Below are 25,931 nucleotides of genomic sequence, written 5' to 3' on the forward strand. Positions count from 1 at the left end.
TCGTCGGCATGTCGGTGCTGTTCCCGGGCGCCCCCGACCTCGCCACGTACTGGCACAACCTGGTCTCCGGTGTCGACGCCATCACCGAGGTGCCGCCCGGCCGCTGGGACGCCGAGGAGTACTACGCGCCCGGCGCCGAGCCCCGCGCCGACCGGGTCTACTGCCGGCGCGGCGGCTTCGTGGACGAGCTGGCCGAGGTGGACGTGACCGAGTTCGGGATCATGCCGGCCGCGGTCCCGGCCACCGAGCCCGACCAGCTGATCGCGCTGCGGGTGGCCGCGGCGGCCCTCGCCGACGCGGGCGGAGCCGACCGACTGCCCGCCGACCGGCACCGGGTCGGTGTGGTGCTCGGCCGGGGCGGCTATCTCACCCCCGGCCTGGTCCGGCTCGACCAGCGGGTGCGGACCGCGAGCCAGCTCGTGCGCACCCTGGGCGAGCTGCTGCCGGACCTCGGCGCCGACCGGCTGGAGGCGGTGCGACAGGCGTTCACCGACCGGCTCGGGCCCGAGGCGCCGGAGTCCTCGATCGGTCTCGTGCCCAACCTCGCCGCGTCCCGGCTGGCGGGCCGGCTCGACCTGCGTGGGCCCGCCTACACCGTGGACGCCGCCTGCGCCTCCTCGCTCATCGCCGTCGACCACGCCGTGCGCGAACTCGGCAGCGGGCGCTGTGACGTGATGCTGGCGGGCGGGGTGCACCACTGCCACGACATCACCTTCTGGAGCGTGTTCAGCCAACTCGGCGCGCTCTCCCCCAGTGAGCGCATCCGGCCGTTCGACCGGGGCGCGGACGGCGTGCTGATCGGCGAGGGCACCGGTGTCGTCGTCCTCAAGCGGCTCGCCGACGCCGAGCGGGACGGCGACCGGATCTACGCCGCGATCACCGGCACCGGCGTCGCTTCCGACGGACGTACGACCAGTCTGATGGCGCCGGACTCCGGCGGCCAGGTCCGCGCGGTCCGCCAGGCATGGGAGGCCGCCGGGCTCGACCCGTCCGCCCCCGGCTCGATCGGCCTTCTGGAGGCACACGGCACCGCCACCCCGGCGGGCGACGGCGCCGAACTCACCACGCTCGCCGAGGTGTTCGGACCACCGCCGACGGACATCCCGGGGGACGCGCCGGACGTGCCGGACGCCGTCATCGGCTCGGTGAAGTCGATGATCGGCCACACCATGCCCGCGGCGGGCGTCGCCGGGCTGATCAAGGCCGCACTCGCCGTCCACCACCAGGTGCTCCCGCCGACCCTGCACTGCGACGACCCGCATCCGGCGCTCGCCCGGACCCGGTTCACGCCCATCGGTGCCGCCCTGCCCTGGCGGACCGACGACCGGCAGCCGGTGCGCCGGGCCGCCGTCAACGCCTTCGGGTTCGGCGGCATCAACGCGCACGTCGTGCTCGAAGAGGTCGCGGTCGCGCGGCGGCCGGCCGAGGTGTACGAGCCGGAGCCGGTACTGCGGCTGACCGCGCCGACACCCGAGGCGATGGCCGCGCTCCTCGACCGCTCCGACTCCGCGATCATCAGCGCCGGTCTCGACGAACGCGTCCCCACCGCCGATCCGGTGCGGCTCGCCGTCGTCGGGCCGACGGCCAAGCGGCTGGCGCTGGCCCGCAAGGCGGTCGCCAAGAGGAGGGGGTGGCGCGGTCGGGGCGACGTGTGGTTCGTGCCGCGCCCCCTGCTGGGCCCCGGCGGCGGCAGGCTCGCGTTCGTCTTCCCCGGCCTCGAGGCCGAGTTCGCGCCCAACTCCGAGGACATCGCACGGCACTTCGGGCTGCCCTGGTCGCGCGCCGTCACCGACGCCACCGTGGGGGACGTGGGCCGGCAGGGCACCGGCGTCTTCGAGCTCGGCCGGCTCCTCGACACCGCGCTGCGCCGCCTCGGCGTCGTCCCGGACGCGCTCGCCGGGCACAGCCTCGGCGAGTGGACCGCGATGGCCGCCGCCGGAATCCACCCCCCGGAGGAGGTCGACGCCTTCCTCGCCGACTTCGACCCCGACGCGCTGAGCGTCCCCGGACTGGCCTTCGCCGCGATCGGCGCCCCCGCCGAGGTGGTACTGACCGAGCTGGCCGGCCGCGGGGACGTGGTCCTCTCCCACGACAACGCGCCCAACCAGTCGATGATCTGCGGCCCCGAGCCCGCCGTCGCCGCACTGGTCGGGGTGTTCAGGGCCCGGGCGGTGATCTCGCAGATCCTGCCGTTCCGCTCCGGCTTCCACACCCCGATGCTGGAGCCCTACCTCGATCCGATCAGGAAGGCCGCCGAGGCCTACACCCTGCATCCGGCCGCGCTGCCCCTGTGGTCCGCGACGACCGTCGCCCCCTACCCGGACGAACCGGCCGCGATCCGCGAGCTGTTCATCCGCCACCTGCTGGAGCCGGTCCGCTTCCGGCCCCTGGTGGAGACGATGTACGCGGCGGGCTTCCGGGCGTTCGTCCAGCTCGGCGCGGGGCAGCTCGGCTCGCTCATCGACGACACCCTGCACGGCCGCGACCACCTCGTGGTCCCCGCCCACTCCCCGCACCGCCCGGGCCTGCCCCAACTCCACCGTGTGGCAAGCGCGTTGTGGGCGGACGGGGCCGCGCCGGACCTCGTCCCGCTGCTGGGCAGGACCTCGGCCTCGACCGTCGCACCGGCCCGTACGGTACGCCGTCCGAGCCGTCCCGTACGGCTGGACCTGGGCGGCGCGAACGTCTCGCTGGACCCGGAGACCCGCGAGCGGCTGAGCGCCGCGCTGGCCCGGCCGCGGCACACCACGCCCCAGGACGCCGCGGCCCTGGCGGAACAGGGCCCGCTGGGCGCGGAGTTGTCGGCACTGCTGCGGGACGCGACGGCGCTCGCCTCGGACGTGGTGACGGCGGGGCGACGCGGACGCGGATCCCCGCCCCGCCCCCGTACGGGCGGCACGCCCCCGAAAAACGGCACCGGCCTTCGTACGGCCGAGCCCGCCACCCCCGAACCCCAGCCCCAGCCCCTCGAAGCGACCCTCCACGTCTCCGTCGACACCATGCCGTACCTCCTGGACCACTGCTTCTTCCGGCAGCCCGCCCAGGCCGATCCCGCCGACCGCTGGCCCGTGGTCCCGGGCACCACCGTGATCGCCCACCTCATGGAGTTCGCCGAGCGGGCCGCGCCCGGCCGGCGCGCGGTGGCCGTCCACGACGTACGGCTGCACCAGTGGATCACCGCCACTCCGGCCGTCGACATCCCCGTACGGATCGTCCCCGAGGGCCCGGACAGAGTCACCGCCTCACTCGGCCCGTACGCCCGGGCCGTGGTCGAACTCGCCCAGGATCGGCCCCGGTTCACGCCTCCGGAGCCCTGGACCTTTCCCGCCGCGCGGGAGGAGAAGCCCGAGCTGACCGCGGCGGAGCTGTACTCGCGCCGCTGGATGTTCCACGGCCCGCGCTTCCAGGGCCTGGCCGAGCTGACCGCGGTCGGCGACCGGCACGTACGCGGGGTGCTCGTCACCCCGCCCGCGCCGGGCGCCCTGCTGGACAACGTGGGGCAGCTCCTCGGCTACTGGATCATGGCCCGGCAGCCGGTGCGGACGACGGTGTTTCCGGTCGGCATGAAGGAGATCCGCTTCCACGGCCCGCACCCCGCTCCCGGCGAGCGCCTGGAGTGCCTGATCCGGATCACCTCCGTGACCGACGCCACCCTCGAGGCGGACATGCAGCTGGTCCATCGAGGGCGGGTGTGGGCGGAGTTCAGCGGCTGGCAGGACCGCCGGTTCGACAGCAATCCGCGCATCCGCGAGGTGGACCGGGAGCCCGAGCGGTACACGCTGTCCCGGATGCAGCCCGGCGGCTGGGCGCTGGTCCACGAGGAGTGGCCCGATCTGGCCACCCGCGAGCTGATCATGCGCAACATCCTGGCGGGCGAGGAACGCGAACGGTACGCGGCACACGCCCCGCGCGGCCGGCGGCAGTGGCTGCTCGGCCGGATCGCCGCCAAGGACGCCGTACGGAACGTGATGTGGGACGCCGGGGCGGGCCCCCTCTACCCGGCCGAGGTCAGGGTCGGCAACGATCCGGCCGGCCGCCCCTTCGTGACCGGCGGCTACGGCAGGACCCTGCCCGAACTGCACGTCTCCATCGCCCACCGCGGCGAGACGGCCGTGGCGATGGCCAGGAGGGAGGGGCCCTGCGGCATCGACATCGAGGAAGTCACCGACCGCCCCGAGGGCACCCTCGCCGTGGCCCTCACCACCGCCGAACGCGAGCTGCTCACGTCACTCGTCCACCGGCCGGGGGCAGCCCCCGAACGGCTCTGGTTCACCCGTTTCTGGGCCGCCAAGGAGGCCGTCGCGAAGGCGCGCGGCACCGGACTGGGCGGCGAGCCGAAGCGGTTCGAGATCACCTCGGTCGACGACGACCGGCTGACCGTCCGTACCGCGGGCGAGGAGTACCGCGTGCGGCACTGTGCGCTGACCACCCCCCGGCCGTCCGCGGGGCCCGGCAAGGAGTACGTCGTGGCCTGGACGGCAGTCAACGATCAGGAGAACGAAGATGACCACTGAACTCGACCGTCCCGTGGGCCAGTCGGACAGCGGACGGACCTCGGCGCCCGACGCGGCGACCGCGCTCGCCGACATCTCGGCCATCCTGCGCACCGTGCTGGAGGAGTACGGGCTCGACGACTCCGAGATCACCCTCGACACGTCCTTCCACGACGACCTGGAGCTGGAGAGCATCGACCTCGTCACCCTCTCCGCCCAGCTGCGCGAGTTCTACGGCGAGCGCGTCAACTTCGCCGCGTTCATAGCCGACCGCGGGCTTGAGGAGATCATCGCGCTCACCGTCGGCGATCTCGTCGGCTACGTCGTGGACTCACTGGCCGTCGCGGAGGTGGGCTGACATGGCGACGATGCGGGTGAACGGCATCGACGTACACGTCCAGCGGCTGGGCCACGACAGCGGCTCCGCGCGCCCCGTCGTGGTCCTCATCCACGGTCTGCTCATCGACAGCCTCGCCAGCTACTACTTCAGCCTCGCGCCGCGGCTCGCCGAGGAGGGCCTGGACGTCGTCATGTACGACCTGCGCGGGCACGGCAAGACCTCCCGGCCGCCGACCGGCTACCGGATGGAGGACTTCGTCGACGACCTCGACGGACTGCTGGACGCGCTGGTGATCGACCGTCCGGTGCACCTCGTCGGCAACTCCTTCGGCGGCGCCGTCGCGTACGCCATGGCCGCCGCCCGCCCCGAGCGGGTCGCGAGCGTCATCGCCATCGAGGCGGAACCGCCGGCCCGGGCGTGGGCACGGAACATGTACGAGGGCCTGGTCGGCGAACAGGGCGGACTGGTGGTCCAGCAGGTCACCCAGTGGCTGCGGGAGAACCCGGGCGAGCGCAACGCCCGGCCGTTCCGGGCGGCGGGCCGGGTGCTCGACGAGACCGCGCTCGCCCAGGAGATCCCGCTCAGCGCCCTCCTCGACGAGGACCTGTCCGCGATCCGCTGCCCGGTCTTCGCCATCTTCGGCGGCGCGTCCAAGCTGTCGGCGCAGACCGGGATGCTGGAGGCCTCGCTCCCCCACTGCCGTACGGTCGTCCTGCCCGACCTCGGCCACTCGGTGCTGGTGGAGGCCACCGCACAGACGTACGCCCTCGTACGCGACTGGCTGTTGCTCGGCCAGGAGGCGCACGCGCTGGGGGAGGCCCGCTAGATGGGCCGGTTCCTGTTCGTGGTGCCGCCGCTGGTCGGGCACGTCAACCCGGCCGTGGGTACCGCGGCGGCACTCGCCGGGCGCGGGCACGAGGTCGCGTGGGCGGGCCACCCGGAACTCGTCCGCGCTCTCGTCGGGTCCGACGCCGTCGTCTTCCCCTGTGCCCTCCCCGAGGACGGGCTCTCCCGGCCCGCCGACCTGAAGGGGCCGGCCGCGTTCCAGTTCCTCTGGGAGGGCTTCCTCGTCCCGCTGGCGGACGCGATGGCGCCCGGGGTACGGGCGGCGATCGAGGCGTACGACCCCGATGTCGTCGTCTGCGACCAGCAGGCGGTGGCGGGTGCGCTGGTCGCCGAGTCCCTCGGGCGCGTCTGGGTGACCTCGGCCACCACCTCCGCCGAACTCGTCGACCCGCTGGCCGGTATGCCGAAGGTCGCGGCGTGGCTGGACGGGCTGCTGGCCCGGTTGCGGAACCGGATCTGCGACGGGGCCGGCTCGGCGGACCCCCGCTTCTCCCCGCACGGCGTCCTGGCGTACACCACCCGCGCGCTGCTCGGCCCTGCCGAACTGCCCGACCGGGTCTGGCTGGTGGGCCCGTCCGTCGCCGCCCGCCCCGCGAGCGGCGACGACTTCCCCTGGGACTGGCTGGACGCGTCGACTCTGCCCACCGTCCTGGTCAGCCTCGGCACGGCCAACAACGACGCCGGGGCCCGTTTCCTGAACGCGGCCGCGCAGGCGCTCGGCGGGCTGGCGGGCCGAGTGCGGGCGGTGCTCGTCGATCCCGGCGGCCTCGTCGGGGGCCCGGTCCCCGACAACGTCCTCGTGCGCGCCCACGTTCCCCAACTCGCCCTTCTCCCACGGCTCGACGCGGTCGTCTGCCACGCCGGGCACAACACCGTGTGCGAGGCGCTGTGGCACGGTGTCCCGCTCGTCGTGGCGCCGATCCGCGACGATCAGCCGATCGTCGCCGGGCAGGTCGTGGACGCGGGCGCCGGGGTACGGCTGCGGTTCGGTCGCGCCGACGCGGCCAGGATCCGCGCGGCGGTCGAGACGGTCCTCGACCCGGCCGGGGGCCACCGGAAGGCGGCCGAGGCCGTCGGGGAGTCCTTCCGCGCCGCGGGCGGCAGCGCCTCCGCCGCCGCCCGCCTCGCGGCACTGCCGGCCGGGTCGGCCGTGACGCGCGCACGAGGCGGCGCGTGAACGACAACGGCACGAGCAAGCACCGGCCGCCGACCGACGGCCGTCGTCCCGACCCTGCCCAGGGCACCGCCCACGTCCAGGATCGCGGCCCGACGGCGCCCAAGACGCCGGGTCCGGGCCCGTGGGAACGCCACCTGGCACCGAGCGCGGACACGCCCTCCGCCGAACGGGCGGACGTGCCCAGCCCGGAACGGCGACCCGGCACCTTGACCGACGCCACACCAAAATCCGAAGGGGCCGCGCCGCCCCCGCCCACCGGCTCGCTCGTCGCCCTCGTCGGCTACGCCCGGCCCCACTGGCGTGTGCTGCTGCTCTCCCTCGTACTCACTCTGCTGGCCAGCGTGTCGGGGCTGGTGCAGCCGAAGTTCGCACAGGCGATCCTGGACCGGCTGGACGACGGCGGCAGCGTGGTCACTCCGGTCGCGCTGCTCGCCGCGTTCCTGGTCGCGGGCGCCCTGCTCACCGGTCTCAACGCCTGGCTCCAGCAACGGACTTCGGAGCGGGTGGTGCGGGAGGTGCGGCGCGGTCTGGTGCACCGGCTGATCCGACTGCGGGTCGCCGAGCTGGACCGGCGGGCCCCCGGGGACCTGATCGCCCGCGTCACCTCCGACAGCACCCTGCTCAAGAGCGCCGCCACCGAGGGCCTGATCATGACGGTCAACGGCGTCCTGACCTTCGCCGGGGCGCTGTTCATGATGGCGACGCTCGACGCGCGTCTGCTCGGCGTCACGCTGCTCGTGCTGACGATGGTCGGTGTCGTGATCACCGTCATCCTGCCCCGGATCAAGGCGGCCGTGGCCCGCTCCCAGGCATCGGTCGGAGCGGTCGGCGCCGTCCTCGACCGCACCCTCGGCGCGGCCCGCACGGTCAAGGCCAACGGCGCAGAGGGCCGCGAGACGCGCACCGCCGAGGACGCGGTCGACGAGGCGTACGCCGCCGGGCTGGTCGGCGCCCGCTACAGCGCCCTCGTCACCATGGTCGGCGGCGCCGCCATCCAGACCGCGTTCCTGGTGGTGCTCGGCGTGGGCGGCACCTTCGTCGCCCACCACTCGATGTCGGTCTCCGAACTGATCGCCTTCCTCCTGTACGTCTTCTTCCTGGCGAGCCCGGTGTCCCAGCTGGTCGGCGGCGCGGCCCAACTCCAGCAGGGGCTGGGCGCGGTGGGCAGGATCCAGGAGGCGGGCGCGCTGCCGGTCGAGGACGACATCGACGCGACCGAGCCCGCGCACACCCCCGCCCACGCCGCGCCACCGGCCGTCGAACTGACCGGGGTCGAGTTCACCTACCCCGGCCGCGCCCCGGCCCTGCGCGGCGTGAGCTTCACCGTCCCCGGCGGCACCCGCACCGCGCTGGTCGGTCTGTCGGGCGCGGGCAAGACCACCCTCTTCTCGCTCCTCCAGCGCTTCTACGAGCCGACCGCGGGCACGATCAGGATCGGCGACCAGGACATCGCGGCCCTGCCCCGCGCCGAGGTCCGGCGCCGGATCGCGTACGTCGAGCAGGACTCCCCCGTGATGGCGGGCACCCTCCGCGAGAACCTCCTGTACGCGGCGCCCTCGGCCACCCGGGAGCAGCTGGCCGAGGCCCTGGCCGTCACCCGCCTCGACGGTCTCCTCGCCCGCCTTCCCCAGGGCCTGGACACGCCCGTGGGCCCGCGCGGCGTCACCCTGTCCGGCGGCGAACGCCAGCGCCTCGCGATCGCCCGCGCCCTGCTGCGCCGCCCCCAGGTGCTTCTGCTCGACGAGGCGACGGCCCAGCTCGACGCCCGCAACGAACAGGCCCTCGGTGAACTCGTCGCCCGCACCGCGGGCCGCTGCACGGTCCTGCTGATCGCCCACCGGCTGTCCACGGTCACCGACGCCGACCAGATCGTGGTCCTCGAACACGGCGACGTCCGCGCCGTGGGCACCCACCACTCCCTGGTCGACGACGACGACCTCTACCGCGAACTGGCCGCCACCCAACTCCTGGCCGCCGAACCGGCGGAGCACCGGGTCAGCGCAGCGTCAACCGGTACGTCAGCGGTGAACGCCCCGTGATCAGTACCCGCACCCCGTCCGGAGTCAGGGAGCCGCTCAGCCACGCGTAGCGCTCCCCCGGGTCCACCACCGCCGGCTGCCGGCCGCCCTTGCCGTTGCCGGGGCCGAAGGTGATGTGGTCGGTGCCGACGGTGTAGGTGGCCTCGCCGGAGACGAGTTGGAAGGTGTCCGGGGAGCCGGGGACGGGTTCGAGGCCGTCCCCGGTCAGGGTGCCGCCGGGGCGGAAGCAGAGTTCGAGGGCGAGTGGGCTCGCGCAGCCCTCGCCGGAGAGGTCGAAGGAGATGTCCCAGGCTCCGCCGCCGACCTCACGGACCAGGACTTCGGTGCGGAGTGTGCGGTACTCCTTCGGGCGGTGCGGGAAGTCCATCGCGGACCAGAAGCGGCTGTCGTCGGTGAGGGGGTAGGCGCCGTCGGGGCGGCGGTGCCCGGGGGGCAGTGGGTGGTGGAAGGCGCCGCGGACCTCGGCGTGCAGCCGCCAGCCGTCGTCCGTGCGCTCCAGTCCCTCCGCCCGGAAGTGGCCGAGGGCGAAGAACCGCGGGGCCAGCCGGAGCGAGTCGAGGATCGCCGCGCCCTTGCGCATCTTGAAGAAGGTCGGGTTGGTGGACAGGCCGGACGAGATGGCGTGCAGTTCCGGGAAGTCGGTCCCGCCGAAGACGCTCGCCGTGTGCGTGCCGCGACGGACCCGGACGAGGCGGCAGCTGTCGTCGTGGTGCTCGAAGTCGTCGGGCAGGGCGGCCACTTCGGGCAGAGGGGCGGCCAGCTCCGGCCGGTCCAGGACCTGGGCGAGACGCTCGCCGATCGACGTCTCGCCGAAGGTCTGGTCGGTGCCGCGCTCCTGGAGCAGCGCGGCCACCGCCGCGAACCGTCCGTCTCCGTCGCGCAGCGCCATCTCCCGGTACTGGAGCCAGAACTCGGGCAGGTGGACGACCCTCGTCTGGTCCTGGCGGCGCGAATGGACCGTCTCCACCTCGCCGTTGGGCTCGATGACGTACAGGTTGGCGGCCAGGTTGTCGCGTACGTTCGCGTAGAGGTCCGTACGTCCGTAGTGGCGGGCCAGTACGAGCAGCGCCGGATTGGTCACCGCGGCCGAGTAGTTGGGGCTGCGTTCGCTGTACTCGCCGCCGGGCAGCTGGTCGATGCCCTCGGCGAGCCAGGCCTCGATGCGCTCGGGGTAGGCGGGGTCGGGCCAGCGGGCGTGGATGCGGGCGAGGGCCGCGCAGACCAGCCAGCGGTGGTTGGCGGTGTGGACGCCACCGGTGGCGAGGGAGGGGCCCGCCAGCCGCAGGATCCGCTCGATCGTCGCCCGCAGTCCGGTGGTCGCCTCGTGGGCGTCCTCCTCCAGCAGGTGGTGGATCAGGTTGAGGTCGACGACCGAGAAGGCGGTGTCCGCCGGGTTGCCGTCCGCCCCGTGCTCCCACAGCCCGTTGTCGTACTGCTCCTCGGCGAGCGCGTCGGCGAGTTCGGCGGCGGGGCCCAGGAGCGCGGCGCAGTGGTGGTACGCCGAGCCCTCGTGCACGTACACCGAGACGAGGGTGCGCAGCGCACGGGTGGCCGCGCGGGCCTCGCCGCCGTCACGGAGTTCGACGAGATCGGCGGCGTACCCGTCGAGGACGGCCTTGGCGCTGGTCTCGGCGGTCGCCGTGAGCAACTCGACGAACGCGGTGTCGAGGGGGACACCGGTGTCGGCGAGCGCGGCGAGGAAGGTCTTGCGGGCTGTCACTGGGGCTCCTGAGAGGGATCGCGCTGTTCTTCCACGTCGCTGTGGTCGAGGGTGGTGTCTTTTAGGTCTGTGCGGTCTCGTACGTCCGTGCGGTCTCGTACGTCGATCGCGGTGAGCGCCATCGCCAGTGACCCTCCCTTTCAGAAAGCGCTTGCACCAGGAGCGACCCTAGGTAATGCGCGGATGTCACTACAAGACCCGTACACCGATGAAGGTGCCGACGGGCGAGGGAGGCCACGGCGGCGGGGATGTCCGCGAACCGGTCGTTCGAGAGCGGGCTGCCGGTGCGGGCGCGGGCGCCGCCGGACGTCTGAGCAGGGGGTTCTTCGGAATCCGAATCCCACAGGGACCCCTATGCATGCGGTGTATACACCAGATGTACAGTCTTCGCATGCCTTCGCTGACCAAGAAGATGAAAAGACCGGGGACCTGGTTGCGTTCGACGGCCGCCTTTCTGGCGGCCGTTTCGCTTGCTCTGCCGCTGACGGGGTGCACGACCCTCCACACCACCGCGCCGGCCGCCGCCCGCACGCAGGCCGCCGCCGGCGCCCCGGCGAAGTTCGGGACCGTGGACTGCCGCCAGGCCAAGTGCATCGCGCTCACCTTCGACGCCGGGCCGAGCGAGAACTCGGCCAAGCTCCTCGACATCCTCAAGGAGAAGAAGGTCCCGGCGACCTTCTTCCTGCTCGGCAAGCGGCACATCGAGAAGTACCCGGAGCTCGTCAAGCGGATGGCCGCCGAGGGACACGAGGTCGCCAGCCACACCTGGGACCACAAGATCCTGACGGAGATCAAGCCCGCGGAGATACGCGAGGAGCTGGAGAAGCCCGACGACGCGATAGAGAAGCTCACCGGGAAGCGGCCGACGCTCATGCGCCCGCCGCAGGGGCGGACCGACGACACCGTGCACAAGATCAGCCGCGAACTCGGCCTCTCGGAGGTCCTGTGGAGCGTGACCGCCAAGGACTACGAGACGTTCGACCCCAAGGTCATACAGCAGCGCGTCCTGAAGCAGTCGAGCCGGGACGGGATCATCCTGCTGCACGACCTCTACCCGGGCACCGTGCCCGCGGTGCCCGGGATCATCGACGCGCTCAAGGAGCGGGGGTACGTGTTCGTGACCGTGCCGCAGCTGCTGGCGCCGGGGAAGGCGAAGCCCGGTACCGTCTACCGCCCCTGACGGCCGCGCGTCAGCCCAGCCGCACCGGCAGTACCCGGTAGCCGTGGCCGATGAAGGACTCGGCGAGGCGGGCCGGGCCGTGGGTGTCGTCGAGGCTCAGGTCGGGGAAGCGGGCGAAGAGCGCGGGGAGCGCGAGGGACGCCTCCAGGCGGGCCAGTGGGGCGCCGATGCAGTAGTGGACGCCGTGGCCGAAGGCGAGGTGCTCCTTGTCCGCACGGCCGAGGTCGAAGCGGCCCGCGCTCTCGCCGTGCCGCAGCGGGTCGCGGCCGGCCGCCGCGTACGTCGCCAGGATCGCGTCGCCCCGCGCGATCAGTGTGCCGTCGGGGAGCTTGATGTCCTCGACGGCGTACCGCAGCGGGAGGTTGGCGATGGAGGGGGCCCAGCGGAGGGTCTCCTCGATCACCTCGCTCCAGGGGATCTCGCCGCCGCGCACCCGGAGCAGCTGCTCGCGGTGGGTCAGCAGGGCGTGGACCGCGTTGCCGATCAGGTTGACCGTGGTCTCGTGGCCCGCGCCGATGACGAGGAGGAGGGTGTCGATCAGTTCGCTCTCGGCGAGCTGCGAACCCTCCTCGTCCCGGGCCGCGATCAGGGCGGTCGTCAGGTCGTCGCCCGGCCGCTCACGCTTGGCGGCGACCAGTCCGGCGAGCAGTTCGTGGATCTCCCGGTAGGTGGCCATGGCCTGTTCGGGGGTGATGGTGGTGTCCATGTTGGCCTCGATGAGGCGCGCGGTGTCGGCGCGCCGGTCCTCGGGCAGGCCGAACAGCTCGCAGATCACCTGCATCGGGAGCGGGTGCGCGTAGGCGGACCTGAGGTCGACCCGCCCGTCGGGGGCCTCGGCCATCCGGTCGAGCAGCGTGGCGGCGAGTTCCTCGATGCGGGGCTTGAGCGCGTCCGTACGGCGTTTGGTGAACGCGGGCGAGACGAGTTTGCGCAGCCTGCGGTGGTCGGCGCCGTACGCGGTGAACATGTTGGTCACGCCGACCCAGAGGGTGATCCAGCTCTCGCGGTACTCGCCGCCGATCCAGGCGGGCCAGTGCTGGTTGGGGTCCTTGGAGACCCGGTCGTCGGCCAGGAGCCGCTTGAGGATCTCGTACTGGGTGGGCGCCCAGGCCCGTATCCCGCCCGGCAGTTCGATGAGGGCCGCGGCGCCGCGCTCGCGCAGCAGATCCGCCTCGCCGTGGAGGTCGGCGCCCGCGGGGTCGATGACGTGGGGCTGGTCCGGCACGTGGACTCCTGTTCTCTGGACCTTCTCCGGACCTTCTCTGGACCGGTTGGTCACGGGGGGTGGAGTGCAAACGGGGAGTACTCCCCGGATAGCCTGGTGGGTGGCGGACGATGTGTCAACAGCGCGAGGGCTGGCGGGAGTTGCGTGCGACCGGGGCGAAATCGACGGGCGGGTAGCTGGGCGGCGCGGTTAGCATCGCGTGCCGTCGGCCTCGTGCGGTCGGCTTGGTGCCGTCGGCTTCGTGCCGTGGGGCGGGGCTTTGGTGAGGGAAGCGGGGGCGTATGGGCGGGGAGTCGCTGACGGCGGCGGTGCGGAGTGGGGACGTGAAGGCGGTGACGGCGCTGTTGGATGCCGGCGGGGAGTCGCTGACGGTGGCGGTCCGGAGTGGGGACGTGAAGGCGGTGAAGGCGCTGTTGGATGCCGGCGGCGATCCCGACGTCGTCGACGACCGGGGCACGCCCGCGCTCTGCCTGGCGGTGGACGGCTTCGACCTGGCCACGGTCGAGGTCCTGATGCGCTCCGCCCGGCTGGACCGGGTCGTGGACGGCCAGACCCCGCTGCTGCGGGCGGTCGACCGTGGCGCCTCCGACATCGTGACCGCGCTCATCAACCACGGGGCGCAGATGCGGCACAGAGACCGTGAAGGACGTGACGCCCTCGCGCTGGCCCGGTCCTGGCACGAGACGGGCGCCGTGGCCGAGCTGCGCCGCAGGTGCGGTTCGGCGGGAACGGTGCGGTGCGAGACGGTTCGTGACGAGAACGGGGTGAGCGTCGAGGAGCTGACGCTGGCCGGTCTGACGGTCCGTACCGGGCACAGCGCGATCCTGACGGCGCTGGAGCCCCGGTACGGGATCAGGACCTCGTTCACCGAGCTGCTGTCGAGGGCGCTGGCCGAACCGGACGTCGACCACGAGATCTGGTGGGTGACGACGAATGTCCTCCAGGAGCGCCGCGATCGCGCCACGTGGGACATGGCCGCCGCCCTGCGGGACCGGCCGGACCCGCAAGAGCGGTACTTCGGTGCGGAAGTGCTCCGGCTGTTCAACCTCTTCGACTACAGCGACGAGGCACCGTTCGACGCCCCGCTGGTCGATCTCTTCCTGCCGTGGGCCGCGCGCGAACCGGATCCGCGCGTGCTGCGGCCCCTGACCGCGGGACTGTCCGGCGCCCTGGATCCCCGTGCCGAGCGACCCCTGCACGACCTCGCCCGGCATGCCGACAGCGGGGTTCGGGAGTGGGCGGTCTTCGGTCTGCAGTACGGAGTCGACGCCGGGCGTCGTGACGCCCTCGCCACGGTCCTCGCGTGCACCCGGGACGAGGTGGCCGAGGTCCGCCGGGGAGCCTGCGCCGCACTGGTCTCCGCGCCCGCGGGTTCCGAGGTCTCGAACGCCCTCGCGGCGTGTCTCACCGACGAGACGGAGGACGTACGGGTCACCGCGGCCGTGCAGTTGGCCCTGCGCGACGATCCGCGCGGCGACGAGATCCTGGCCGCTCTCGACGCCAGTGACGATGAAGGGCCGTACTTCTGGCAGCTCTACGACGTGGGGCGGCACCGCCGGAAAACGGACGCGACCGCGCCACGCTGACCCGTGAGGTCGTGAGGTCGTGAGGTCGTGAGGTCGTGAGGTCGTGGGTGGGTCGGGGCCGTGCCGGTACGTCGAGCCCGTCGCCGCCGGATCAGACGTGGGCCGGGCAAGGGAGCCGTTGCTCGATCCGGACGTAAGCGACGGGCTTGCGACGCACCGGCACGGCCCCTTCCGTGCGTCGCCGGGTGGATCCGTGGCACCACATTTCCCTTCTAGAACATCTACTTCAGGGTTTTCGATGCCAACTCCAGTGATCCCCGCCGGTCGGTTGGTGCTGCGGATCAGACTGGTCGCCCAACGACGAGGGAGGGGGCCGCATGGGCGTCAAGAAGATTCTGACGATCAAGCTGGAGATCGAAGTCAACGAGAAGGTGACCCGGCACAGCCGCGTGAGCGACACGTACGGCGAGGTGGTCATTGCCGCCATGGAGGCCGCTCGTGCCCACATGCCGACGGACAGCATCGAGCAGATCACCACTCAGGCACGCTGGGAGTACCGGCACTGGGACCCGAAGCCGATCACCTACGCCAATGGTGAGGTCCCGGAGGTGGAAGACCTCACGGACGACGAGATCGAGTGGCTGGACGAGGAGTGAGACGTGGAGGAGCCCCGACCATCCGAGGACAGCCGGGGCTTCTCTCACCTCGGGAGGCTGGGGGAGCCTCTACGGGCTTGACCTCGCGAGGGAGCTGGGAGACCTCTGCTCGTCCCGCCACTCGACGACGAGGGCGTCCAGGGTCTGGCGGAAGGCGGTGTGCGTCCCGGCGGCGTTGGCGGCCTCGATCACCTCACCGAGGAACTCGTACGCCTGCTCGTCCAGCAGGTCGCTCAGCCACGGGAACACGATGCTCTTCATGCCCTCAGCCACCCGATCTGCTCCGGGCGCGGCACGTTGACACTCAGCTTCTCGTCACTGGGGGCGTCCCACTCGGCGCCTCCCCCGGCAAGCGGCCGGAGCACGTACGTACCGCCCTGGACGTCGGTGATGATCCCGTTCCTCTGGGCGTCGTGGTCGTGCACCTGGTCGCCGATCCACGGCTTGCCGTCCCTCACAGCGCTCCCTCGTACCGGATCTCGGCCCAGACCGTCTTGCCCCAGCGGTGGAGGTCGGTGCCCCAGCGGTCCGAGAGGGCTTCCACCAGGACGAGGCCACGGCCCCGGATCTGGTCGCCGTTGGAGTCCGTCCGCATGAGGGGGATGTCCCGGGAGCGGTCGACCACGGCGAGCCGGACCCAGTTCTCCTTGCGCAGGACGATGATCCGGATCGCGGGGAGGCGGGCGTGGTCGACGGCGTTGGAGACTAACTCGGTGATCAGGTTCAGGGCGTCGTCGACCATGTCTTCCTGCCCCCAGGCGGTGAGCGCGGTACGGACCAGGCTGCGAGCAACGCCCGCGCTCTCCGGTACGCGTTCGAGAGTCTGCGAGTAACCGGGGTGCCCCGTGGGGCGTGGCGTTGCCGTCACAGTCATCAGGACCTCAGGGGGTGCGGGTGTGAGTGGCCTTACCTGAGTGAACGGCTCCTGGCTGCTGAGGGGCAGGAAAAATCGGTCGGCTGTGCATTGAGCTGGACCGGAAATTTCTGTGCGTTCCTGCTTACGGACAGAGACTCACTGCCTACCGTGGGTATGTGGACGGCAATGAGCGCCTCATCAGCGCGATGGACGAGCGGGGTATGACCCAGGTCGAGTTAGTGGACGCGATCAACGCCCGCTTGATCTGTGCCGGACACGAGGGGACGGTCAGCGACCGGACCATCCGCAACTGGCGGACCGGAAAAACTAGGTGGCCTCACCCCAGTCAACGGCAGGCGCTGGAGGCAGTATTCGGATGCACGGCCGAGGGGCTGGGGTTCAGCCCTCCGGCCCGAAGACGATGTCCCGCCAGCGAACCGGAGCCCCCTGTGGACCGCAGGAACTTCCTTACCGCCACCGCCGGCACGACGGCCTCCGTGGTCGTCCCCTTCGTCGGTGCCCCTCCCCAGGTCGGCACCTCCGACGTCATCCGGCTCCGTAGCGGGCTGGACGCCCTGATGGCGCTGGACCGCAACAGAGGAGGCCACGAGGGCCTGGAGAGGGCCGCGTTGGCCGGGGCGGCCGAGGCCCTGGAGAAGCAGAAGCTCGGCGCCACCCAGCGCATCCGCCAGAGGCTCTTCTCGGTGTCCGCCGACTACACCGCCACGGCCGCCTGGAGCGCGATCGACGCCCGGCAGATGGATCGTGCCTCCCAGCTCCTGGGCCGGGCCCTGTACCTGGCCGGGATGGCCAAGGATCCCGTCGCCGAGATGCGGGTCTGGAACTCGTATGCGATGCTCGCCCACCACCGGGACGAATACGCCGAAGCCGTCGATGCCGCCTACGCGGCCCAGGGGACAGCCATCGCCCGGCGCGAGCCCCTGTACAGCTCCCTGGCCCACGCCCGTACGGCCATCGGCCACTCGAACCTGGGCAACCGTCAAGCCGCCCTGCGCTCCCTGGGACACGCCCAGGAGGCCCTGGGCAAGGCAGAGACGGCCGAGCCCAGGCCGTCGTGGATCGCCTTCTACGGGCTGTCTGAGCTGATGGCCATCACTGCCATCGTCCGGGACCGGATCGGGGACTCCGCCGAGGCGGAGGCCGCCTCCCACAAGGCTCTCGGGGCGATCCCGAAGGCGTTCCGCAGGAACCGGGCTCTGGCCACCGCGCGGCTCGCCCTGGCCCAGCTCCACCAGCGCGACGTCGACCAGGCGTGCACCACGGCCTCCACGGTCTTCAAGCTGATGGCCGGCCACCCGATCCCTGGACGGATTCGGTCTCTGCTCGGTGACTACTACCGGGACTTGATCACTCTTGCACCAGACGCCACGATCGCCCGAGAGTGGGGCGACCGTTACCGATCCGAATGGAGCCGACTGTGAGCGCCGCTGGGCTGGAAATCCGCCGCTTCGGGCATGACGACCTGCCGCAGATCCGGCAGACGATCATCGATCTGCACGCCGCAGCGGCGGGCCCCGACCGGGACGACGACTTCAAGAAGAAGTTCCCCTGGTTCGTGGACCACTGGGGCGGTAACGCCGACTTCGCCTGTGTGCTCGCGTACGACGGTGACGAGACGGTGGGCTTCGCCTACGGCGCTCCTGCGGTCCCTGGCCGTGAGTGGTGGCGCGAGCACCTCGACCAGGCGCCGGAGAAGGCGGTGACCTTCTCGTACTCCGAACTGGCCGTCAGCCCGAACTGGCGGAAGAAGGGCGTGGCGGACCTGCTCTCCCGGGCTCTTCTGGAGGAACGGGACGAGGACCTCGCCGTCCTCCTGGTGGACGTCGAACACCCGCGGGTGCAGGCCCTGTACGAGGACTGGGGCTTCCGCAAGGTCGGGGAGCGCCAGCCCTTCCCGGACTCCCCGGTGTACGCCGTCATGCTCGCGGAGCTGCCGTTGAGGTAGGGCCCTCATGTGGGTGGCCCTCGTCCTCCAGCGCTGTCCGTGCCGCCTTGGTGAAGGCGTCCAGCGGACGTTCGAGTTTGTGCTTGTGGTTGAACGGGTGGCCACGAAGAGCCCCGTGCGCCAGTCCGTTTCTGAAGTCCCTTACCTCGTCGGCGAACTCCCCGGCGGCTCTCACTACGGACTCTGGCCCGGCGATGGCGACGTGCGATCGGCGCATGCGGATGTTTGCCTGAAGGGCTTCGAATGTGGAGAGGAAATCCTGCTGGCCCCGCCCGTACAACGAGTCGATTAGCTCTTGGCCAGCGGCGACGAAGTCCGCGTACGCCTGTGAGCGCGGTCCGCGCCTCTCGGTGAGACTCTCGAAGCGCCGTTGCCGAGCAGCTTCCGACTCCTGGAACTGAAGCTGAAGACGAGCTGTTCGGAGACCGAACAAGCCTGTCCCGACAGCCGTGAGCCCCGTCAGACCTCCACCGATGGCCGCACCCAGGACGGCCGCAACTCCTGCATCCACGGCGAGATTCTCACTCTTCAAGCCGATCAATGCGGGGGGAATGCAGAAGAGCCCCCCCGCCGGATCCTAGGGGGCGCTTCGTGGTACTGGTCGGGAGGGCCGAAGGTCGTCGATACATGGGATGGGCACATTTTTGCCACATGTTGGCCCCGCGCTCTCCACATCAAGGGTTTGACCTGCCACGATGGCGCCTCCAGCAGCACCATCGTGAGAAGAGAACGCCACGTGATCGAGGTCCAGGGCAAGGGCGGACAGATTCAGTTCGACGGCCAGTACGTGACTATCACCCGCAAGGGGCTCCTGGCCCGAGCCATCGTCGGTAAGGGCGAGAAGCGCCTTCACATCAGCCAGATCGCCAGCGTCCAGTGGAAGCCTGCCGGAGCCATCGTCGAGGGCTTCATCCAGTTCGGACTTCCCGGCGGCGTGGAAAGACGGTCCAAGGCCGGAACCCAGACCCAGAGCGCCAGGGGCGACGAGAACTCAGTGCTGTTCACGAAGAAGCAGATGCCAGCGTTCGAGGAACTCCGCAAGGCCCTGGATGTCGCTATAGCCCAGCAGCACGCACCGCAGCAGCCCACCGGAGCACAGTCTCCGTCCCTCGCCGACGAGTTGGCCAAACTCGGGCAGTTGATGCAGCAGGGCATTCTCACCCAAGCCGAGTTCGAGCAGCAGAAGGCGCGCCTCCTCGGCGGCCAGTAGCACCCCAGAACACAGAAAAGCGCCCCTCACCTCCCGAAGGAGATGAGGGGCGCTTTGTGTGTCCTGCCAGAGACACAAGGGGGTCGATCGTACTGGTGTGATCAGCCCTTGAGGACCTTCAACTCGGCCCAACTCGCTGGGCCCGGAGGCCAGGTAGCGGCCGAGCCGGTGAAGCCCAGATTGCGCTGGAACGCCTCGTACGAGGCGACGTCGCCGGAGCCGATGGTGTCCTTGTTCGAGGTGCTCTGGTATCGGCTGCCCTCCGCCACGAGGCGGTCGTGCATGCGGGCCACGACCGGGCACTTACGGCCCATGGAGAACCAGGGGCCCGGGAGGGGTTCGTACTGCTTGGCCGGCTGGGTGCCCTCGGGGCGGGGAGCGCCCTTCTTCACCCAAGCGTAGAGCGGACCGCCGGGGCACTCGGTGGCGTACCCGTCATGGCGGCCGAGCTTCTCGAAGGCCTCGCGCCAGTTGTCCTTCTCGCGGGTCAGGGCGTGCATGGCCCACTTGGGGACGATGACGCCGATGATCAGCAGGACCACCATCAGGCCGATGAAGCAGTGCTGGACGAAGCTGCCGATCATCTTGCCGATGTCGGGCCCTGCGCCCGCCTCTTCGGCTGCGGCCAGGGACCTGAGCAGCTCAGATATCAAGAGGACCTCCTTGCGGGGGTGTGCGCAGGAAGGTCCGACGCGGTTCTGGACATGCGAAAGCCCCGGCCGGGGAACCGGGGCTTCGAGTGGGCCTAGTCAGCCCGTGCGGGTCTCACCGAGGCGGACGGCTGAGCGCCTCGCGTAGGCCTCGGCCAGGGGTGGTATCGAGACCAACTTCCTGCCGACGCTGGCCAGCTCGCCGCAGGCGGCCATCTCCTCACGGCCCTGCAAGTTCAGACCGCACAGGTGGCAGATGAATCCCTCTGGGACGAAGTTAGGGCGGGGGACCATTCTGTCGGTCGGCACAAGGGTCATCATGGCGGTTGCGGTGCAGGCGGGGCATTTTACCTGGGACATAACGAGCAGGACGTCGTCCCCATTCAGCACGGTCATGTCGCCGACCCAGAACCGTCCGTTCTCTGCCGGAGGGACGCCGAGGACTCCATCTTTTGCTCCATCAGGTAGGCCCTTGAACCTGTCGTCGAAGAGGTGCCTCGCTTGCTTGATCTTGATCTCCACTTCGCGCTGAATCTCGTCGCGCTCCTTGTCGACCGCCACATTCACCGCGCTGGTCCAGCGGCCCCAGAACGCGTCCATGGGCTGTCCAATGTGCTTCAAGAGCGTCTCGACGTTCTCGGCGAGCGTGGGGAGCAGGGCCTTCGCCTCATCGCCGACAGTCGTGTGCGCTGTGCCGTTACGAAGGGCGATCAACTGATCGAGTTGTTCATCCTGCGGGAGCACCTTCATGCGCCGGAGCCGCGCAATGGCTTCCGAGGCGCCGACGGTACGAACCTTCTTGGCGTCCAGATCCACGTCACCGCAGAGGTACAGCAGCATGTCCGAGTTGCCGTTGCGCATTTCGACCAGGTAGGCCGGGTTCTTCGAGACGAGGACCGCTTTGGCGAGCTTCTCGAAGGCGACACCCCCGTGAAGGGCGAACTCGTCGTACTCGCCACGCGCGTGGTCGTCCATGGCCTTCTGGGCGGCAGTTCTGGCCGCTGCAAGGAAGCTCTCGAACGAGAGCGAATCGTCCATGGACGGACGGTAGCGGCGCCTGTACTACAAACGCGACGGGTTATGTGCGGTTCGTAAGCGTTGCCGGACGCGCCCACTGAATCGGCAGAGTGGTTGGGCGGGCGATGGCCGCCATGTGGTCTGCTGGCAACTGCCTCGGCGGTGGCCACGTCAGCGCAGCGCCGACAGGCCACAGTGGATGGAACATGGGATGAGGATCGAAGGGCGCAAGGATCTGATCGTCATCGAGGGACCCGGCCCGGACCAGCTGGATCAAAAACCAGCCGATCCTCAGCGTCGAGACATACGTCGGGTTGGCGGTAGGGGTTGGCCAGCTGTACTGAGGGCAAATAAATTCGATCGTGGCTGAACCCTCATCGCCTTTCCAGGGCTCCATGGCACCGATTCTGGCGATCATGAAGCGGCTGGGCTCACGATCGCGATAGAAGGCGGCGCAGTCCTTCAGCGGCAGCATCTCCAACCTGGGATGCTTGTTCTGGCCCGCGAACATGAACATGGTCTTGAGGGACCAAGAGGCCAGCGCTTTCTGGTCATCTGGGGTCAGTTCGGCGTCTCGTCCGTTGATCAAGTCGGGCAGGAACGAACGCACCTCGTCTTCGAGTCTGTTCATCCATCCGTTGTTGCAGGACGCACAAACGATCTTGACTGTGGAGTTAACCGCCGATGCGACGTGTTGATCCCGGGTTGATTCTGTCTCTCGGACGTGGAGGGCCCGAGAGCCGCCTGGCGGCAACACAGACTTGAGCCACTTGGGAAGTGTGTGCTCCTTCGTCAGCGGAGTGGCGCCACAGAAGACACAGGTACGAGCCATGCCGGGACGGTAACCGCCCCTGTGGTACAGGGTGATGGAATTCAAAAAGACTCGGCCCCAGGGCGAACCACACCCAGGAGCTCCCGGGGCCGGGGGCTTGTGTCAGTCCTCGTGGGGGTGCGCGTGGCGTTCACCGCGCTGTGGGTGTGGACCGTCCACCGGAAATAGTTGGTAAAGGTGCTGGTCCCGATCAGGAACTCCAGACGGTCCAGGTGCGTGACGTCGTCGACCTTCAGGATGAGCCGGATCAGCTTGCCCGTGAGATTCATGGCGGACCCGGCGAGCTTGCGGACCTCCCTCTGCGGAACTTCCTCCCGCGGATGGCCTGTTGCGTTGCGGCCCGACAAAGCCGCTGCGGCAAGGGACCGAAGAGCCATCAGAGGATCCGTCGAGGGCAGGCGCTTAGCCCTCAGGCAGCAGGGATCGGTACACGCTTGACCTTCGCCCGGGTGGCCATCTCGGCCCTCGCGACGTCGAGATGGCGGAAGAGCGGTCAGGAGCTGACGGTCGTCAGGCGCTGCTTACGGTCAAGATCACAGTTGTGGCATGAGTGTAGACCCCATGAAGATTTTGGGGATAGCTTGCGCTGCCCGACTCTTCGCGCACGGTGTCGTTGCCGGTCAGGGCTCTGAGGGGGTTGCCGTGAATCGGGTTCGGTACCGGTGGCGGGATGAGTACGAGGGTGATCCGGAGTACCAGCGCATCCTGGCGGCGGTGGAACGACCCTGGTGGAAGCGGCCGGTGACCATCATCGGAGGCGTGGTCGCTGTCACCGTCGCTTCGTTCCTCCTGGGTGGCGCGCTCATGGGCTCTGGGGGTAGCTCGGGCACATCTTCGCCGGACCCCTGGGTGCAAGGGCAGGGCGACGGCCAGTCGCAGAACAACCAGCAGCAGAACAATCAGCCTGTTGGGATGTCCGCCGCGCAGAAGTTTCAGCTTCTGAACCAGTTCTGCAATCAACAGGCTGGCGGCCCAACCAACGTGGACGAAGCCGCGCTCTTGGAGTGCAACAACAGCTACTACGTGACGGATCAGGGCCAGGTCCTGCCGAAGTAGCCCAGGGCCCCAGGGGCAGGCAGCAGGGACCAGCACGCGCACTTGGCCTTGGTTCGGGTGGCCATCTCGGCCCTAGCGACGTCGAGATGGCAGAAGAGCTTCTGGCCTCGGTGATCGAGGTACTCGACTTCAGATGTTTTCGGCGGACCCACGAATAGACCGTCACGGTGCTGACGCCCGTCAGCTTGGCGGCCTTGCGGGCGGTCAGCCAGAGTTCGCCCTTCACTGAAGCCCTCCCGAACATGCGAAAGGCCCCGGTCCGCCAGTGGCGTCGGGGCCTGCATGAGGACGTACGCGTCCTGCTGATCGCGATCAGGCGGTGCACTAGACAAAGTGCAAGCACCTGTTCTGACGGGCGTCATGACGCGGCTTCGGCCTCGTCAGCCGACGGCTGCGCAGGATGCGGGATGCGGGATGCGGGATGCGGGATGCCGAGGTACTCCCGGATCTTCCGGGCTTCCTCCTTGCCCTCTTCATCCAGTTCGCCACGCTCCGCTTCGAGGTTGAGCGAGTCCAGCTCCTTCCGTGCTCGCTCGCGGTTATCGGCACTGTCCACAGGGAGCTGAAGCTCGACGCCGCTTCCGCTCCGGAAGGCCCGGACGGCAGCAAGGCGATCAAGAAGATCCTGTCTGGTGCTGTCAACATCGCCGCGGGTGTCGCCGAGCTGCGTAACCAGGGGTTCGGCAGCAGTCACGGACAGGCGAGTGTGCCGTCAGGACTCGGGGTCCGCCATGCACGACTGACAGTCAACGCTGCTGTGACGTGGTGTGAGCTGATTCTCGACACTCTGGGCGACCCTGCTGCCCCGTGGCGCAAGGGCAAGGCGTGATCACTTGCGGAGGAGTTGATCAAGATCGCGATGAACGCCACAGAATCCCCGGGTTGAGCTGATCACCCCAACTGCCTGACACTGTCAGTCCGCCAGGGACGAGGGGCATCGTGGGCGACGCGCAGTACCACCAGCAGAACCTCCACCAGCTCTATGACGACATGGCGCACGATGATCTGGCAGGGGAGGGGATCTTCGCCTCCGGCGGATCCAGCACCCGGAGATGGCCCTATGCCGAAGAGGGGCCAGCGAACCGGGACAAGATCTGGAATCACACGGAGCGCAAGGAAGCCCAGGAGCGGGCCCACGAGTTGCTCTTGAGGAGCTTGACCGAGGAGCAGGCGGACGCGCTGTTGATCTGTTCTATGGACAAGGACGTTCTGGATGACCTGATCGGGGCCCTCTGGAAGCAGTACCAGCGCGGCGTCATTGATGGAGCCCCCAAGATCGTGGGCACGTAGGTCACTTCCAGAAGATCCTGACAGTGCAGGTGGAGGCAGCGCCGTGGCGAAGATCGGACTCAAGGAAGCCATCCAGGCCGCATACGACGAGTTGTACGCAGCGATCACGGAGATCCCTGTCCGTCACGGTCTGAACTTCGAGTACCAGGCGATCGACATGGAGTTCACGGTCGAGATGGCGGAGTCCAAGGAGAGGTCCGGAGGCGTGAAGGTCTGGGTGGTAGAAGGGGCGGCCAAGGGCGCGACCGAGGAGCGGACGACCCACACGATTCGTCTATCCATCGCCCCGCGAGGCCCCGGGTGGGAAGGGTCCGACTTCGCGGATATCGTAGTTACCGACGAGATCACTTCCAGAGGATCTCGACCCGGTCCGGGTTCCACACGTCGAGGAGCCGGATCGCAGGGTGAACCAGGATCTCTCTGATCAGGCGCCGGTACACGGACTGCTTCCGGGCCACGGAGCAGTCCTTCCACTCCTTGCGGAGCTGGGCCGAACTGATCTCGGATAGGTTGGCCTTGACGCTGTACTCCGCCATCTCCCGACGGATGTCCGCCATCCGCATGTTGAGCTTGTCGATCACGTTCTGAATCTCCCGAGCCGGATGGTCGCCGTCCAGGAGTTCGTCCTCCAGCTCCTTCTTCCGCTTCTCGTCGCGGACGAGCTTGGCCTCCAGAGCCGGCCGGGGTCGTTGACGTCCTCCTCGTCCGCCACCTCGACCTCCTCCAGCCGCTTGAACAGCGGCTTCTCCACGAGGGGTTCGAGGTCAGGGATCTGGATCGTCCGGCCGCCACAGCCGCCCCCGTCCTTCTTGCACGTATAGATGGCCATGTCCTTGTCCCCGCGCTGGCCCGTGCTCACCTTGTGGTGCTGCGTCCTCTCCTTCTTGCAGGAGCAGGGCTGGCCCACGACGTGCGGGACCTGCCAGGTGCACCGGAGCAGGCCCGAGTGCGGGTACTTCAGGGCCGTGGCGTCGAGCTCCCCGAACTCCGCCTTGCACTCCTCGGACCGCTCGCCCAGCAGGGCCCGGAGGGCGTCGCTCTTCTCCGACGAGATGATCGCGGGCCAGACGGCCTTCCCCTTGATGACGCCCTTGTGCTCCTTGCGGCCCGAGATCCGGGCGGACATGAGCATGGCCCGCGTCCCCTGATACGAGAAGTCGCCCCCGGTGGTGGTCTTCACGCCGTTGTCGATGGCGTCCATGACCGGGCTGTACAGCTTCTCGCCCTCCAGGGCCCGGTCCGCCCAGCGCCCGATCCACTTCGCCTCCCACTCGTTGACGGTCTCGTGGGTGATCTTTCGGCGCGGGCCCTCACCGTCGAAGTGCCGGTCATGACCGAAGGCCCGGTGGCCGGAGTTGTCGATCTTTCCGGCGGCCACCAGCTCCTCGGCCTTGCGGAGGATGCGCTCCTGCTTGTGTTCCACCTCGTACTTCGCGATGGCCCCGAGCATCCGGGCGACCAAGCGGCCCGTGGGGGTGCTCAGATCGAGATCGCCCGCATTGACGGTCGCGATCTCGGTCTTGTGGTCCTCCACGATGATGATCAGATCTTCCAGCTCTGCGGGCCGGCGGTACATGCGGTCCGGGTGCCAGGTCACGATGGCGTCGATGTTGCCGGACTTCACGTCCTCCAGCATTCGCAGGTATTCCTTGCGCTTCTTCCGCCGGTCAGCGGCGGTCGTGTCGTCGTCCTTATAGAGGTCGACGAACTTCCAGCCGAGCTTGGCGATCTCCTGTTCGCAGTCCTCCCGCCGGCGCTTCGTACCAAGCCCGCCTCCCTCACGGTCATCTGAGATGCGGACGTAGATCCCGACGCGGCGGCCCCCTTCATGCCGTCAAGGTTGGGCGAGTAG

The 25,931-nt window shown here is 69.7% G+C and carries 28 protein-coding genes; 15 read left to right on the forward strand and 13 right to left on the reverse strand.

What is annotated here, in order from left to right; all coding sequences use genetic code 11:
• Positions 1-8 precede the first annotated feature (8 nt).
• From AQJ27_RS30535 to AQJ27_RS30555, 5 genes are all read left to right on the forward strand, one after another.
• Positions 9-4,514, forward strand: coding sequence for a type I polyketide synthase (locus AQJ27_RS30535; RefSeq protein ID WP_067375965.1), 4,506 nt, complete (start codon positions 9-11; stop codon positions 4,512-4,514).
• Complete coding sequence (locus AQJ27_RS30540; RefSeq protein ID WP_067375602.1) at positions 4,504-4,851, forward strand: acyl carrier protein; 348 nt, start codon at positions 4,504-4,506, stop codon at positions 4,849-4,851. The genes AQJ27_RS30535 and AQJ27_RS30540 overlap by 11 nt, the downstream gene beginning before the upstream one ends.
• A 1-nt stretch (position 4,852) precedes the next feature.
• The gene (locus AQJ27_RS30545) at positions 4,853-5,659 is read left to right on the forward strand and encodes an alpha/beta fold hydrolase (protein WP_067375604.1); all 807 of its coding nucleotides are present in this window, start codon (positions 4,853-4,855) and stop codon (positions 5,657-5,659) included.
• On the forward strand, positions 5,660-6,856 hold the full coding sequence (locus tag AQJ27_RS30550) for a glycosyltransferase (RefSeq protein ID WP_067375606.1): 1,197 nt from the start codon (positions 5,660-5,662) through the stop codon (positions 6,854-6,856).
• Between the two features lie 206 nt (positions 6,857-7,062).
• On the forward strand, positions 7,063-8,895 hold the full coding sequence (locus AQJ27_RS30555; protein ID WP_067375967.1) for an ABC transporter ATP-binding protein: 1,833 nt from the start codon (positions 7,063-7,065) through the stop codon (positions 8,893-8,895).
• On the opposite strand, the gene AQJ27_RS30560 is transcribed toward AQJ27_RS30555, so the two are convergent.
• Both AQJ27_RS30560 and AQJ27_RS60215 read right to left on the reverse strand, forming a co-directional pair.
• Positions 8,852-10,615 (reverse strand): hypothetical protein, encoded by a 1,764-nt coding sequence (locus AQJ27_RS30560; RefSeq protein ID WP_079065373.1) that lies wholly within the window; start codon positions 10,613-10,615, stop codon positions 8,852-8,854. The two genes, AQJ27_RS30555 and AQJ27_RS30560, sit on opposite strands and share 44 nt — an antisense overlap.
• Positions 10,612-10,737: a hypothetical protein gene (locus tag AQJ27_RS60215; protein ID WP_268814605.1), complete on the reverse strand. Its 126-nt coding sequence runs from the start codon at positions 10,735-10,737 to the stop codon at positions 10,612-10,614. The genes AQJ27_RS30560 and AQJ27_RS60215 overlap by 4 nt, the downstream gene beginning before the upstream one ends.
• A 290-nt stretch (positions 10,738-11,027) precedes the next feature.
• On the opposite strand from AQJ27_RS60215, the gene AQJ27_RS30565 reads away from it, so the two are divergent.
• Entirely contained in the window at positions 11,028-11,795 is a 768-nt protein-coding gene (locus AQJ27_RS30565; RefSeq protein WP_067375969.1) for a polysaccharide deacetylase family protein, read from the forward strand.
• A gap of 10 nt (positions 11,796-11,805) precedes the next feature.
• Here the strand turns inward: AQJ27_RS30565 and AQJ27_RS30570 are convergent, their stop codons facing one another.
• Positions 11,806-13,020, reverse strand: a complete 1,215-nt coding sequence (locus AQJ27_RS30570; RefSeq protein WP_067375608.1) for a cytochrome P450 family protein — start codon at positions 13,018-13,020, stop codon at positions 11,806-11,808.
• 281 nt (positions 13,021-13,301) lie between these two features.
• Between AQJ27_RS30570 and AQJ27_RS30575 the strand changes: the two genes are divergently transcribed.
• Both AQJ27_RS30575 and AQJ27_RS30580 read left to right on the forward strand, forming a co-directional pair.
• Positions 13,302-14,606: an ankyrin repeat domain-containing protein gene (locus tag AQJ27_RS30575; protein ID WP_067375610.1), complete on the forward strand. Its 1,305-nt coding sequence runs from the start codon at positions 13,302-13,304 to the stop codon at positions 14,604-14,606.
• Positions 14,607-14,923: 317 nt separating this feature from the next.
• A complete protein-coding gene (locus tag AQJ27_RS30580) occupies positions 14,924-15,202 on the forward strand; it encodes a hypothetical protein (protein ID WP_067375612.1) in 279 nt (92 codons plus the stop codon).
• A gap of 69 nt (positions 15,203-15,271) precedes the next feature.
• Here AQJ27_RS30580 and AQJ27_RS30585 read toward each other — a convergent pair whose 3' ends face one another.
• The 3 genes from AQJ27_RS30585 to AQJ27_RS30595 are packed head-to-tail and all read right to left on the reverse strand — an operon-like array spanning position 15,272 to position 16,076.
• Entirely contained in the window at positions 15,272-15,463 is a 192-nt protein-coding gene (locus AQJ27_RS30585; RefSeq protein WP_159064422.1) for a hypothetical protein, read from the reverse strand.
• Positions 15,460-15,660: a hypothetical protein gene (locus AQJ27_RS30590; protein ID WP_201264431.1), complete on the reverse strand. Its 201-nt coding sequence runs from the start codon at positions 15,658-15,660 to the stop codon at positions 15,460-15,462. Before AQJ27_RS30590 ends, AQJ27_RS30585 begins: the two co-directional genes overlap by 4 nt.
• Positions 15,657-16,076, reverse strand: coding sequence for an ATP-binding protein (locus tag AQJ27_RS30595; RefSeq protein WP_067375618.1), 420 nt, complete (start codon positions 16,074-16,076; stop codon positions 15,657-15,659). The genes AQJ27_RS30590 and AQJ27_RS30595 overlap by 4 nt, the downstream gene beginning before the upstream one ends.
• Positions 16,077-16,234: 158 nt before the next feature.
• Between AQJ27_RS30595 and AQJ27_RS30600 the strand changes: the two genes are divergently transcribed.
• Positions 16,235-17,500, forward strand: a complete 1,266-nt coding sequence (locus AQJ27_RS30600) for an NsdA family TPR-like regulatory protein (protein ID WP_483027181.1) — start codon at positions 16,235-16,237, stop codon at positions 17,498-17,500.
• Positions 17,485-18,024, forward strand: coding sequence for a GNAT family N-acetyltransferase (locus AQJ27_RS30605; RefSeq protein ID WP_067375622.1), 540 nt, complete (start codon positions 17,485-17,487; stop codon positions 18,022-18,024). The genes AQJ27_RS30600 and AQJ27_RS30605 overlap by 16 nt, the downstream gene beginning before the upstream one ends.
• Here AQJ27_RS30605 and AQJ27_RS56520 read toward each other — a convergent pair.
• Positions 17,996-18,565 carry a hypothetical protein gene (locus AQJ27_RS56520; RefSeq protein ID WP_159064423.1) on the reverse strand — a complete coding sequence of 190 codons (570 nt, stop codon included), beginning with the start codon at positions 18,563-18,565 and terminating at the stop codon, positions 17,996-17,998. The two genes, AQJ27_RS30605 and AQJ27_RS56520, sit on opposite strands and share 29 nt — an antisense overlap.
• 195 nt (positions 18,566-18,760) lie before the next feature.
• On the opposite strand from AQJ27_RS56520, the gene AQJ27_RS30610 reads away from it, so the two are divergent.
• Positions 18,761-19,234: a DUF4429 domain-containing protein gene (locus tag AQJ27_RS30610; RefSeq protein ID WP_067375624.1), complete on the forward strand. Its 474-nt coding sequence runs from the start codon at positions 18,761-18,763 to the stop codon at positions 19,232-19,234.
• A 101-nt stretch (positions 19,235-19,335) separates the two neighbouring features.
• On the opposite strand, the gene AQJ27_RS57960 is transcribed toward AQJ27_RS30610, so the two are convergent.
• The 4 genes from AQJ27_RS57960 to AQJ27_RS30630 all read right to left on the reverse strand — a co-directional run bounded on the left by AQJ27_RS57960 (position 19,336) and on the right by AQJ27_RS30630 (position 22,110).
• A complete protein-coding gene (locus tag AQJ27_RS57960; protein ID WP_201264432.1) occupies positions 19,336-19,887 on the reverse strand; it encodes a hypothetical protein in 552 nt (183 codons plus the stop codon).
• Between the two features lie 96 nt (positions 19,888-19,983).
• Positions 19,984-20,922 carry a hypothetical protein gene (locus AQJ27_RS30620; protein ID WP_067375626.1) on the reverse strand — a complete coding sequence of 313 codons (939 nt, stop codon included), beginning with the start codon at positions 20,920-20,922 and terminating at the stop codon, positions 19,984-19,986.
• Between the two features lie 40 nt (positions 20,923-20,962).
• Positions 20,963-21,532: a hypothetical protein gene (locus AQJ27_RS30625; protein WP_067375628.1), complete on the reverse strand. Its 570-nt coding sequence runs from the start codon at positions 21,530-21,532 to the stop codon at positions 20,963-20,965.
• A gap of 242 nt (positions 21,533-21,774) precedes the next feature.
• Entirely contained in the window at positions 21,775-22,110 is a 336-nt protein-coding gene (locus AQJ27_RS30630) for a hypothetical protein (RefSeq protein WP_159064424.1), read from the reverse strand.
• Positions 22,111-22,279: 169 nt separating this feature from the next.
• Here AQJ27_RS30630 and AQJ27_RS30635 point away from each other — a divergent pair, with 169 nt between their 5' ends.
• From AQJ27_RS30635 to AQJ27_RS60870, 4 genes are all read left to right on the forward strand, one after another.
• Complete coding sequence (locus tag AQJ27_RS30635) at positions 22,280-22,789, forward strand: hypothetical protein (RefSeq protein WP_235613774.1); 510 nt, start codon at positions 22,280-22,282, stop codon at positions 22,787-22,789.
• Positions 22,790-23,210: 421 nt separating this feature from the next.
• Positions 23,211-23,618: an abortive infection family protein gene (locus AQJ27_RS30640; protein WP_235613775.1), complete on the forward strand. Its 408-nt coding sequence runs from the start codon at positions 23,211-23,213 to the stop codon at positions 23,616-23,618.
• A gap of 110 nt (positions 23,619-23,728) precedes the next feature.
• Positions 23,729-24,079 carry a hypothetical protein gene (locus tag AQJ27_RS30645; protein ID WP_067375633.1) on the forward strand — a complete coding sequence of 117 codons (351 nt, stop codon included), beginning with the start codon at positions 23,729-23,731 and terminating at the stop codon, positions 24,077-24,079.
• Complete coding sequence (locus tag AQJ27_RS60870) at positions 24,051-24,503, forward strand: trypco2 family protein (protein WP_369693330.1); 453 nt, start codon at positions 24,051-24,053, stop codon at positions 24,501-24,503. The genes AQJ27_RS30645 and AQJ27_RS60870 overlap by 29 nt, the downstream gene beginning before the upstream one ends.
• On the opposite strand, the gene AQJ27_RS30650 is transcribed toward AQJ27_RS60870, so the two are convergent.
• Together AQJ27_RS30650 and AQJ27_RS57965 are read right to left on the reverse strand one after the other, a co-directional pair.
• The gene (locus tag AQJ27_RS30650; RefSeq protein WP_067375635.1) at positions 24,424-24,660 is read right to left on the reverse strand and encodes a hypothetical protein; all 237 of its coding nucleotides are present in this window, start codon (positions 24,658-24,660) and stop codon (positions 24,424-24,426) included. The genes AQJ27_RS60870 and AQJ27_RS30650 overlap by 80 nt on opposite strands.
• Entirely contained in the window at positions 24,657-25,886 is a 1,230-nt protein-coding gene (locus AQJ27_RS57965) for a recombinase family protein (RefSeq protein WP_079065374.1), read from the reverse strand. Before AQJ27_RS57965 ends, AQJ27_RS30650 begins: the two co-directional genes overlap by 4 nt.
• Between the last annotated feature and the right edge of the window lie 45 nt (positions 25,887-25,931).

Source organism: Streptomyces olivochromogenes (genome assembly GCF_001514115.1).
GTDB classification, from domain to species: Bacteria; Actinomycetota; Actinomycetes; order Streptomycetales; family Streptomycetaceae; genus Streptomyces; species Streptomyces olivochromogenes.